Raw genomic sequence first — 11743 nt, forward strand, 5'->3', positions numbered from 1 at the left:
CCGAAGTTTATTCTATATTGATTCTTTTTTCGTTAATTCAATGGACGCAGGTATGGCATCGTTTTTTTCAAAAGACTGAACTAAAGCAAGGTCAAATACCTGTTGTAAGTGAGTCACCGGAACAATATTAATGCCTTTAATTTCATTTAAAATGGTTTGCATATTTTCTTCCGGAATAATGACTGTTCTAGCCCCGGCTTTCAAAGCCGCTTTCACCTTTGGATACACGCCGCCAATCGGCTTTACATTGCCATGAATGCTGATTTCTCCTGTCATGGCTACCGTATTATCGATCGGTAGTTTATATATAGCGGAATAAATGCCTGTTGCCATCGCAATTCCCGCTGAAGGTCCATCGATAGGTACCCCGCCAGGGAAATTCACATGGATATCATAATCATTGGCCGGCACTCCCATTGATCGTAGGACCGTAATAACATTTTCGATCGAACCGCGTGCCATACTTTTGCGGCGAATCGACTTACCCTGCCCGCCGATACTTTCTTCTTCCACGATACCGGTAATATTAATCGAACCCTTTTCCTTTGCCGGAATGACAGTGACCTCAATTTCGAGCAATGCCCCGGAATTTGGTCCATAGACGGCAAGACCATTAACAAGTCCAATATGTGATATATCATTAATTTTTCTTTCCATTCTTGGTGTCATCTGACTGGAATGAATGACCCATTCAATATCTTCATCCTTAATAAAGCTGCGGTCTTCTGTAATCGCAAGTCCCGCGGCAATTTGAATCATATTAACTGTTTCCCGGCCGTTTCTTGCATATGTAGAAAGCGTATTGACGCCGTTTTCACTTATTTCCATATTCACTTTATCGGCTGCTTTTTTTGCAACCTTCACAATCTCTTCCTGATTTAAATCACGGAAAAATACTTCCATACAACGTGAGCGAATCGCCGGTGGAATTTCACTTGGTGTTCTCGTTGTGGCTCCAATCAAACGAAAATCCGCCGGAAGGCCATTTTTAAAGATATCATGAATATGGGTTGGAATCTGCGTATTTTCTTCATGATAATAGGCACTTTCGAGGAATACCTTCCGATCCTCTAATACTTTTAACAGCTTGTTCATTTGAATCGGATGTAATTCACCGATTTCATCAATAAAGAGAACTCCGCCATGGGCATTGGTTACTGCTCCCTGTTTCGGTTGTGGTATACCTGCTTGTCCCATTGCCCCGGCACCTTGATAAATCGGGTCATGCACGGAACCAATCAGTGGATCAGCAATTCCTCTTTCATCAAACCTCGCAGTCGTGGCATCTAACTCAATAAAAACGGATTGTGGTTTAAATGGTGATTTTGCATTCCTTTTGGCTTCCTCCAAAACAAGACGGGCAGCTGCCGTTTTACCGACTCCCGGAGGTCCATAAATGATTACATGCTGAGGGTTTGGCCCGCATAATGCTGCTTTTAATGATTTTATACCATCCTCTTGACCTACAATATCATTGAAACTTGTAGGACGAACTTTTTCAGATAACGGTTCCGTTAAGGATATCGATCTCATTTTGCGAAGCTGCTCCATCTCTTTACGGGATTCCCGATCAATGGACACTTTTTGCGTACGCTGGCTCCTAAGCAAATTCCAAAAATAAAGCCCTATTATAATACCGAAAAATAGCTGTATAAATAAGGCAATCCCCGTCCAACTCATATTTTTCCCTCCTACAACTAATACACATCTATAGTAAGAAGTATTTCCTTTAGACTGGCGGAATAAACCAACAATGTAAAAACAAATCGCTGCTGGTAAGTGGTCTATAAGTTGTGTTCCTTCGACTCCAGCTGATTTTCCATTACAATCGGCTGCTTTTTCGGGGTTTTTGGACGATTTTTCATTTGTATTGGCTCATTTTTTATGATAATTGGCTCATTTTTCATCAAAATTGGCCTATTTAGAAATTTATGGAAACAATACACAAAAAAAGCCTGGCTTAATGAAGCCAGGCCTTACTTTTGTTATGCAGATTTTTCTTCAACCACGACAGTTCCATCTTCTAGAACTAATTTAGGTACACTATCCCCTAAAACTGTTTCTTTTGTGATAATACACTTCGTGATGTCCTCGCGTGAAGGAAGGTCAAACATAACATCTAACATAATCCCTTCAATAATGGAACGTAAACCACGGGCACCCGTCTTGCGTTCAATGGCTTTTTTCGCGATTTCGTTTAAAGCACCTTCTTCAAATTCAAGCTCTACATCGTCGATTTCAAGCATTTTTTGATATTGCTTCACAAGTGCGTTTTTAGGTTTTGTTAAGATTTCGATTAATGCAGCCTCGTCTAATTGCTCAAGGCTAGCAATAACTGGAAGACGACCAATAAATTCTGGAATTAAGCCAAAACGCAGTAAGTCTTCAGGCAATACCTTTGAAAGAAGTTCTTTTTGGCTAATTTCTTGCTGTTTCACATCTGAACCAAAGCCGATTACTTTTTGGCCTAAGCGGCGTTTGATAATTGGCTCGATTCCGTCAAACGCACCACCGCAAATAAACAAGATGTTTGTTGTATCGATTTGAATAAATTCTTGATGCGGATGCTTTCTTCCACCTTGAGGAGGAACACTTGCAACGGTACCTTCAAGAATTTTTAAAAGTGCCTGCTGGACACCTTCACCGGACACATCTCTTGTAATAGACGGATTCTCTGATTTACGGGCAATTTTATCGATTTCATCGATGTAAATAATCCCTTTTTCAGCCTTCTCTACATCGTAATCCGCAGCTTGGATTAACTTTAGTAGAATATTTTCAACGTCCTCACCAACATAACCTGCCTCAGTAAGAGAGGTTGCATCAGCAATCGCAAACGGCACATTCAAAATACGCGCTAATGTTTGTGCTAATAACGTTTTACCACTTCCAGTAGGCCCAATCATACAGATGTTACTTTTTGAAAGCTCAACATCATCGATTTTACTATTCGAATTGATCCGCTTGTAGTGATTATAAACGGCTACAGACAGAGACTTTTTCGCCTGGTCTTGACCAATAACGTACTCATTTAAAATCTCACAGATTTCTTTTGGTTTTGGTACGTCTTTGAATTCTACTTCTTCTTCTGTTCCAAGTTCTTCTTCTACAATTTCAGTGCAAAGCTCGATACATTCATCACATATATATACTCCCGGGCCTGCAACTAATTTACGAACTTGATCCTGTGTTTTACCACAGAAGGAACACTTTAACTGTCCTTTTTCATCATTAAATTTAAACAATTCTTTCACCCCTTAACACGTGTTAAAACCCTATTGAAGCTCATGAATTACACAAACAAGTCCGAGTTTTTTCTATCTTTCAAAGGTATGTATTTTGCATTGTAACACATCTAGGTAATGGACTGGAAATAAAACGCTTAAAACGCTTTAACAATTATGTGTTCTTTTTCTCTTTTTTGTTTGTGTAAGTCATAAAAAAATATGTACCCATTAATCTTAACCATAATTATAAAAAATAAATCTAAATCGCTATGGAAATATTTATTCGCTGCCCGTTGCGTTTTTTCCTGCCCATTATAAAAAAAGCTTTCCCTGTCCTTATTATAATATGTAATTGAAAAAAAGTATAAAACAAGGCACGATAAATATCGCGCCTTGTTATCTATTAATTATTTTTTGTTTTCAACAAGAAAGTTAACTGCTTTTTGTAATTTAAGGTCACCTTTGATACCTTCAACTCCGCCAAGAGCTTGTTGAATAGCGTCAACAGGCATATTGTACATGCCAGCCATTTTTTCAAGTTCAGCATTTACATCTTCTTCAGTTACTTCAAGGTTTTCTGCTTTAGCGATTGCTTCAAGTGTTAAGTTCACTTTCACACGCTTTACTGCGTCTTCCTTCATTTGTTCACGTAATGCATTTTCGTCTTGACCAGAGAATTGGAAGTAAAGTTCAAGATTCATACCTTGCATTTGAAGACGTTGTTCAAATTCTTGAAGCATACGGTTTACTTCAGTTGTAACCATAACTTCTGGAATTTCAACTTCTGCATTTTCAGCTGCTTTTTCCACTACAGTGTCGCGCAGGTGATGCTCAGCTTCATGCTTTTTGCTGTCTTCTAAACGAGTTTTGATTTTTTCTTTTAAAGCATCTAAAGTATCAACTTCATCGTCTACATCTTTAGCAAACTCGTCATCTAATACAGGAAGTTCTTTTCCTTTAATTTCATGTACTGTCACTTTGAAAACAGCTGGTTTACCAGCAAGTTCAGCCGCATGGTATTCTTCAGGGAATGTTACTTCAACATCTTTAGATTCGCCAGCTTTTACACCAACTAATTGCTCTTCAAAACCTGGAATGAATGAGCCAGAACCTAATTCTAATGAATGATTTTCAGCTTTTCCGCCTTCAAATGCTTCACCATCTACGAAACCTTCAAAGTCGATTACAACTGTATCGCCATTTTCAGCAGCAGCATCTTCTTTTACAACAAGCTCTGCTTGACGTTCTTGCATTGTTTTTAATTCGTTAGCAACATCTTCATCAGTTACAGCAATATCTAATTCTTCTACTTCTAAGCCTTTGTACTCGCCTAATTTCACTTCAGGCTTCACTTGTACAGTTGCTTTGAAGATAAGTTCTTTACCTTTTTCCATTTGCTCGATATCGATATCAGGACGGTCGATTGGCTCGATTCCTGTCTCATCGATTGCATTTCCATATGCTTCTGGAAGTAGAATATCTAATGCATCTTGATAAAGAGCTTCTACACCGAAACGTTTTTCGAACATTCCACGAGGCATTTTACCTTTACGGAAGCCTGGAACGTTTACTTGCTTAACCACTTTTTGGAATGCCGCGTCTAGACCTTTGTTTACTTCATCAGCGCTTACTTCAACAGTAAGGACACCGCGGTTTCCTTCTAACTTTTCCCATTTTGCTGTCATACCTTTTTTCCCTCCAACAAATCTATTCTCATTTCATTCGATAACGAATTTGAGTCGAAAAATGTCTTGTCAAATCAAGTCATTTTCCATCTTTTTAATGTAAAATATAGTTTTTTACACAAGCAACCCCTACATTATAACATAGGTTCGCCTTCTTTCAACAGAGAGACCTAAATATTAGGGTAAGAAATTTTCTCAATTGTCTCTATTTGCATCCTAGCTTTCTCTATATCAAGGGTTTCAGCTCCGTATTTTCTTGCTAATTTGCCAATTTCTGCGTCCATTCCCAAATATTCCTGAGCCAGCATATTAAAAGAAGCGGCCCATGCTTCATTAGATTCCGGCTCCATTTCCAATGGATAACAAATAAAAAATGTCCTTTCTAGCATACTTACTGTATTTTCATAAAGACCTGGATTTTTATTTTCTAGTTGTTCTTCAAGTAATGTCTTTATTGCCAGCATTTTAGGCTGCTCTCTTACTTCAGGAAGCTTAAGGGGATTGACCTTTTCTTCGATGGTAAACTTCTCAACGATCAGTTCTCGATCGATTTCTTGTTCCTTAAGTACGTGTAACAGCATTGTTTTAAGGAAAGGATGTCCCGCTTCGGATTTCAAGTAATCAGTCATTTCATCTAAATAGGGACGAATGTTTTTGTCCGCCAAATTAGCGATGACAAGCATCTGCTCGTTTATATTTTTTAAAGCTAATAGATTTAGGAATGGATCTTCTGAGTCTTGTGGTTCTTCCTCCTCAATCTCTTGCTGTTCACGACCCTCTGCCATCCGGCGGCTAAATTGTAGAATCGTTAAAAAATGATCATGCTTTTCGGGGGGAATCTCCCTTTCATCTAGGAGTGCTTCTATCGTCGTGACGATTTCCCTATATTCATGCAGCTGGATAAGAACTGTTAAATAGAGGTCAACCATTTGAAAATAATCGCCTATTCCCTTTAGCAGCATTTCCTTTGCGAGAGCCTTCGCCTTTTGAAAAGCACCTGCTTCAAAATAAGCAAGGACTAGTCCAATGAGGATATTTTCATTATCAGGATCGAGCTCCCGTGCTTCTTCTAATAAGGGAATCGCTTCATGAAATTTTTTCTTTTCAAGGCTTTCTAGACCTTTGTCTGTCAATCTTTTGTCGAGCCCGGGAAAGAAGATTACATTATCTTTTCGTTTTACTTGTTCCCGTTTTTTCATAAAATCCGTCCTTCAATATGTATTAGAAAATAGTGTAGCATATTTAGGGTATAAAAAAAACTCACCACACTGGTGAGTTGAGAATTTGGTATGTAGTTTAAACATGGTACAAGAAAATGGCGTCCCAGGAGAGATTCGAACTCCCGACCGTACGCTTAGAAGGCGTATGCTCTATCCGGCTGAGCTACTGGGACATATCAATTATCAAAGACAAGATTTATTATATTATCCTAATATCTAAAAGTCAACAGCTTTTTTGACTTTCTTATAAAGGGGGAAACCTCCCCCTTTTGTTATTTAGAGAATAAATTCTCGTGCTAAGTTTGTGAGTTCGCGTCCAGAATGTTCATACACGGACATATTTATTTTATCCGATTGCAAATCGAGAATCACATATGTTTTTTCAAAGCGCTCACGAGGCATACAGATGCTGCCTGGATTGATAAAAAGGGTGCCAGCAACAACTTCTGCCCCAAGGACATGCGAGTGGCCAAAACAGACAATATCAGCGTTCAGTTCCTCTGCTTTATATTTTAGATTCATTAAAGTGGATTTTACCGAATAGCGATGGCCATGGGTGATAAAAAACTTCCGGCCTGCCACTTCTGCTGTTGTCTCCAATGGGTACTCGGCCCCAAAATCACAATTCCCCATAACCGTTAAGTAACCAGAAATCCATGGATCCGTAGGCATTAATTGTGAATCACCGCAGTGAATCATTAAATCAACCTCGTTTACATGCCGCTCCCTGATGATTTCAAGCTCCTTTGTTAACCCGTGACTGTCACTAATAATTAATACCTTACTCATGACTCTTCCGCTCTTTCTAAAATAGCATCTAACACGCTTTCAAGTTTTTTTAGGGCAGCGGCACGATGGCTGATTTTATTTTTTTCCTCTGAAGGTAGTTCTGCCATCGCTGAGCCTTTTTCTGGCACGTAAAAAACCGGATCATATCCGAAACCATTTGTACCGCGGCGCTCCTCAAGAATCCGGCCCTCACAGGTGCCTGACACGGTTCTCGTCTCTTGACCTGGAATCGCCATGGCCAATGCACAATAAAATCTAGCTGTTCTCTTTTCTTCAGGAACCCCCTGCAGTTCTTGCAGTACTTTATCCGTGTTGTTTTCGTCGTTTTTTGGTTCGCCTGCATAGCGGGCAGAGAAGATTCCTGGTCTGCCTTCTAATGCATCGACCATTAATCCTGAATCATCGCCAATGACCATTTTATTAAGTGCGCGGGAAACAGCCTCTGCTTTAAGGATGGCGTTTTCTTCAAACGTTGTTCCCGTTTCTTCCACTTCAGGTATTTCGGGAAAATCCAGCAGTGTCCGCACCATTATCCCCCTTGAGGCAAAAATGTGCTCAAACTCCCTTGCCTTTCCAGGATTTTTTGTCGCAATAATGACTTCTTTCATTTTGATCTCCTCTTCATTTAATTAAAAAAGCATTTTATTTCGACTTTACGAGAGTAAATTCATCTTATCCGAGAGTAAATTTGTTTAACCGAGAGTTATTAAATCTTATCCGAGAGTAAACACCACTTATCCGAGAGTTACCACACCTCATACGAGAGTAAACCCACTTCTCCCTCTCCAAGCCAGTTTATTTCTTCCTTCTTTTCTCGATTTTTTTAATAATATCCTCACCCAATACAGCTTTCTGATGTTCAAACAACTCCATGAGTCCCTCTTGGGCAGCATGCAGCAGTCCTTGTAATTGATCATATGAGAAAGTTGACTCTTCTCCCGTTCCTTGAAGCTCTACAAATTCTCCATTCCCCGTCATCACTACATTCATATCCACTTCCGCCTTAGAATCTTCAGCATAATTCAAGTCGAGTACAATCTTCCCACCCGATAGGATTCCAACACTGGTTGCAGCTAAATAATCGGTAATTGGGAATTTGGATAGAGATTTTTTTTCAGCTAATGAATTTAGTGCAAGGGTAAGCGCAACAAATGCTCCTGTAATCGATGCAGTCCGCGTCCCCCCATCTGCTTGGATGACATCACAGTCAATCCATACCGTTCTTTCCCCCAGAGCACTTAGATCTACAATCGCACGAAGGGCTCGGCCAATCAGACGCTGAATCTCCATCGTCCTGCCGGAGACCTTCCCTTTAGAAGATTCTCGAACGTTTCGTGTCTCTGTTGCCCTTGGAAGCATAGAGTACTCAGCGGTGATCCACCCTTTACCTTCGCCTCTCATAAAGTGAGGAACCCGCTCTTCAATACTCGCTGTGCAAATTACCTTTGTATTACCTACTGAAATTAGGACAGAACCTTCTGGATGTATTAAATAGTTTGTTTCAATATGTATAGGTCTCAGCTGTAATGGCTCTCTTCCATCAACGCGCACAACTTTTTCCTCCTTAAGCGATTCTCTTATTTTCAAATAAAGAAGAGGCGGCCCTAAGAAGCCAACCTCTTCATGGTCACTATATAGTATAACAAAAATGTTTTTTTAATAACTACCTGTATTTACTTTTTCTGGACGAGTTACAGGTTCAGATAGTTTCTTCCCTTTATCATTTTTTATGTCAACTTTTCCGTCCACTTCGACCGCTACCTTTTCTACACCCTTCTGTTCCGTTAGAGAGAGAACAAGCGTATCTAATAAAGATTGTGAAATTTCTTTTTCCTTGAAACTATCATAAATATTTTTATTAAAGTTTAATGTGAGTGTTCCGTTTTCATATTTAGGGGCTTCAAGAAGCTTCACATCCGACATAAATTCTGATACAAGCTTAGACTTCTCACTTGGCCCATTAATTAATTCATTGACGACTGCTGCATAATTATCCTTCTCAGAATTACTTATGCGTCGAGTTACTGGAACATAGTAATAAGAACCCTCTTCACCGCCCATATAGTAAACAGTTACCGGCTTTGTATTGGTAATATCAGCCACATCTGTGTTATCAATATTGATTCCGGTTGCTCTTGATAGATTTTCACTAATTGGTGTGCCATTGACAGGCATTTCGGTTAAGTTATGGCCGTTCATTTTAAGCTTGACCGATTTTATATTATCAAATTGCGTCAATGTCCAGGTCACAGATTGGAGGATTTTCTGTTCATCTTCAGGCTGGTAATTCTTAAATTCCTTCGAGAAGTTAACAATTGCAACTCCATTATCTTTATTAATATTGACCGATATCTCTGTATCTTCAGGAAGAACGGCTCTAAAATCATTTGGAAGCATGTCCGTCACAGGACCATTTGCTACTAAATACTCAAGGGCCTGTTTAGCTACTGAAGTCGTTTTTGGCAGGGCCAGTGTTTGAGGCACTACATAGCCATTTTTATCAATCAGATATAGTTCGGTTTTAACTGTATTCTGGGCTGCCTCTTTTTCTTTAGCAGTGGTTTCCTTACTAACCGGAACCGTTCCCTCTTTCACCGTAACCGTTTTTGGCGGATCAATTTTCTTTTGCGTTTCCGTACTGAACAACCCGCAGCCAGAAAGTAAAACCGTTGAAGTTAACACAGTCATACCGATGATTTTTGCTTTATTTTTAGACACATTAATTCCCCCCTAAGACAGTTTGTACTATCATATATACGAGCCTTATGAGAAAATAGACCGTCTTAATGAAGAAAAAATAGATAAAAAACTTAAAAGGAGCTCCTTAATGGAGGCTCCTTTTAAAGTTTTATTTTATTGACATGGTCCACAGGGGTTCCGAGCCATTGGGAGGCAATTTTTGAAAAAAGCCTTCTGGAGCCTGTTGTGTAGTATTCATGCTCCGGTTCTTCTTCACATGTGTCCAGCAAATCATTATATTGGAGAATGGCACTAATTTCCCGTGCTGTTTCATCACCCGAACTAATCACATTCACTTTTTCGCCCATAACATTTTTAATTAGGGGTTCTAGTAATGGATAATGTGTGCAGCCTAATATTAATGTATCTAAGTTTTGATCCAAAAGCGGCTTTAAGGATTCATCTACGATTCTTTCAGCAATGGCCCCAGCATATTCTCCACTCTCGACGAGCGGAACAAATTTAGGACAAGCATGACTGGTCACAAAAAGCCGGCTGTTAAGTGATTTTAACGCCTTTTCGTATGCCCCGCTTTTCACGGTTCCTATCGTACCGATAATCCCTACACGGTAATTTTTAGTACGTTTAATGGCAGCCCTTGCCCCGGGATTTATAACCCCAATAACCGGAATAGGCAATTCTCTTCGAATTTCATCAAGTGCCGCAGCTGTTGCAGTATTGCAAGCAATCACAAGCATCTTAATATTCTTTTTTAATAGAAAAGTAGTTAGTTCCCAGGTAAATTTCTTTACTTCCTGCCTTGATCTTGGTCCATATGGGCATCGGGCTGTATCCCCCAAATAGATGATTTTCTCATTGGGGAGCTGCCTCATTACCTCTTTGGCAACGGTTAATCCACCGACACCAGAATCTATAACACCAATTGGTTGTTTCAAACATCTCGCCTCTTTTTAACGCATTTCTTGATGCAGCTTGCTCAAACTGGATTGAAGAAGTAAGATTTCATCCATTGAAAAGTTTTTTAATATTTCATCTAAATAGGCTTGGCGCTTTTTAATAACTTCATCAATGATTCTTTTACCTTCTTCTAGCAGATGGATTCTTACGACACGACGATCGCTTGGATCTTTTACCCGTTCAACAAGTAAATTTTTCTCCATCCGATCGACTAAATCGGTTGTCGTACTGCAAGCCAAATACATTTTATTCGAAAGCTCGCCGATCGTCATATCTCCATCTTCAAAAAGCCACTGCAAAGCCACAAATTGTGGAGGAGTAATTTTGTAATTACTCAACATTTCCCTTCCCTTTTGCTTTATGATCCCAGAAATATAACGCAGGTCTTTTTCAATATTACCAATAATATCCACTGTCACTCTTTGTGGGTTTTCGAGTTCCATTTTATATACACTCCTATAATTTGCTTCTCCTCAAGACGAATCTATATAATAAGCCCAACCTAAGCAGCTGTCTTAAAGCTTGTACTTATTTTCTACCTTTTCTTCAAAAATTTCAAGCTGAAACTCTTTTTATCAACACTCCTGAAAAGCTATTGTTCGAATCAAATGCTATAATAAATTTATTTTAACAGATTAGTTCATAATATGTTTATGTTTGAATATTAAAACAAAGGTGAGAAGAATATGAAAATAGGGATAAGCACGGCCGCATTACAATGGTTTAAGGATGAAGTGGAATTAAAAAATGGAGATAAAGTCAGATTCTACGTTAAAATTTACGGGAATAGTCCCGTTCAAGAAGGTTTTTCACTGGCTTTTACGGTTGATAATGAGCCTATAGATATAGCAGTTAAAACGGAAATAGAAGGATTAACTTTTTTTATTGAGGGCGCAGATTTATGGTTCTTTAATGGTCATGATTTATTTGTAGATTTCAATGCAAAAATTGACGAATTGGAATTTAATTATACCTTAAGTGAATAAGAAAAGCGCAAGCGCCTTGATCAGCCCCGACGAGCATAAGACAAGCCGGCCGAAAGGTTGCTTTTTAAACCTTTTGGACGGATTGGCTGTAGACCATCGAGGGGCTAGGCGCTGAAGCTGGACGTTTCTAAAGCTGTAAAAGGTTATCCACAGGTAGTAAATCTATAATTTCCTGGACC

General features: G+C 39.2%; 11 protein-coding genes and 1 tRNA gene. 1 reads left to right on the forward strand and 11 read right to left on the reverse strand.

Annotation, left to right across the window (positions count from 1 at the left end):
- Positions 1–12 precede the first annotated feature (12 nt).
- From lonB to CVD27_RS26575, 11 genes are all read right to left on the reverse strand, one after another.
- A complete protein-coding gene (lonB, locus tag CVD27_RS26525; protein WP_101652102.1) occupies positions 13–1680 on the reverse strand; it encodes an ATP-dependent protease LonB in 1668 nt (555 codons plus the stop codon).
- Positions 1681–1985: 305 nt separating this feature from the next.
- The gene (clpX, locus tag CVD27_RS26530; protein ID WP_101652104.1) at positions 1986–3245 is read right to left on the reverse strand and encodes an ATP-dependent protease ATP-binding subunit ClpX; all 1260 of its coding nucleotides are present in this window, start codon (positions 3243–3245) and stop codon (positions 1986–1988) included.
- 389 nt (positions 3246–3634) lie between these two features.
- Positions 3635–4912 carry a trigger factor gene (gene tig / locus CVD27_RS26535; RefSeq protein ID WP_101652106.1) on the reverse strand — a complete coding sequence of 426 codons (1278 nt, stop codon included), beginning with the start codon at positions 4910–4912 and terminating at the stop codon, positions 3635–3637.
- A gap of 170 nt (positions 4913–5082) precedes the next feature.
- The gene (locus CVD27_RS26540; RefSeq protein ID WP_101652108.1) at positions 5083–6111 is read right to left on the reverse strand and encodes a tetratricopeptide repeat protein; all 1029 of its coding nucleotides are present in this window, start codon (positions 6109–6111) and stop codon (positions 5083–5085) included.
- A 117-nt stretch (positions 6112–6228) separates the two neighbouring features.
- A tRNA-Arg gene (locus tag CVD27_RS26545) sits at positions 6229–6305 on the reverse strand.
- 103 nt (positions 6306–6408) lie between these two features.
- Complete coding sequence (locus CVD27_RS26550; RefSeq protein WP_101652110.1) at positions 6409–6921, reverse strand: metallophosphoesterase family protein; 513 nt, start codon at positions 6919–6921, stop codon at positions 6409–6411.
- Positions 6918–7529, reverse strand: coding sequence for an XTP/dITP diphosphatase (locus tag CVD27_RS26555; protein ID WP_101652112.1), 612 nt, complete (start codon positions 7527–7529; stop codon positions 6918–6920). The genes CVD27_RS26550 and CVD27_RS26555 overlap by 4 nt, the downstream gene beginning before the upstream one ends.
- 187 nt (positions 7530–7716) lie before the next feature.
- Complete coding sequence (gene rph / locus CVD27_RS26560; RefSeq protein WP_101652114.1) at positions 7717–8472, reverse strand: ribonuclease PH; 756 nt, start codon at positions 8470–8472, stop codon at positions 7717–7719.
- A 105-nt stretch (positions 8473–8577) separates the two neighbouring features.
- Entirely contained in the window at positions 8578–9639 is a 1062-nt protein-coding gene (locus CVD27_RS26565; protein ID WP_374703108.1) for a GerMN domain-containing protein, read from the reverse strand.
- A gap of 122 nt (positions 9640–9761) precedes the next feature.
- Positions 9762–10556 carry a glutamate racemase gene (racE, locus tag CVD27_RS26570; protein ID WP_101652116.1) on the reverse strand — a complete coding sequence of 265 codons (795 nt, stop codon included), beginning with the start codon at positions 10554–10556 and terminating at the stop codon, positions 9762–9764.
- Between the two features lie 15 nt (positions 10557–10571).
- Positions 10572–11021, reverse strand: coding sequence for a MarR family winged helix-turn-helix transcriptional regulator (locus CVD27_RS26575; protein WP_101652118.1), 450 nt, complete (start codon positions 11019–11021; stop codon positions 10572–10574).
- Positions 11022–11264: 243 nt separating this feature from the next.
- On the opposite strand from CVD27_RS26575, the gene CVD27_RS26580 reads away from it, so the two are divergent.
- Positions 11265–11564: a HesB/YadR/YfhF family protein gene (locus CVD27_RS26580; RefSeq protein ID WP_101652120.1), complete on the forward strand. Its 300-nt coding sequence runs from the start codon at positions 11265–11267 to the stop codon at positions 11562–11564.
- Positions 11565–11743 lie beyond the last annotated feature (179 nt).

The organism is Neobacillus cucumis, assembly GCF_002860255.1.
In the GTDB taxonomy this organism is placed as follows: Bacteria; Bacillota; Bacilli; order Bacillales; family Cytobacillaceae; genus Neobacillus; species Neobacillus cucumis_A.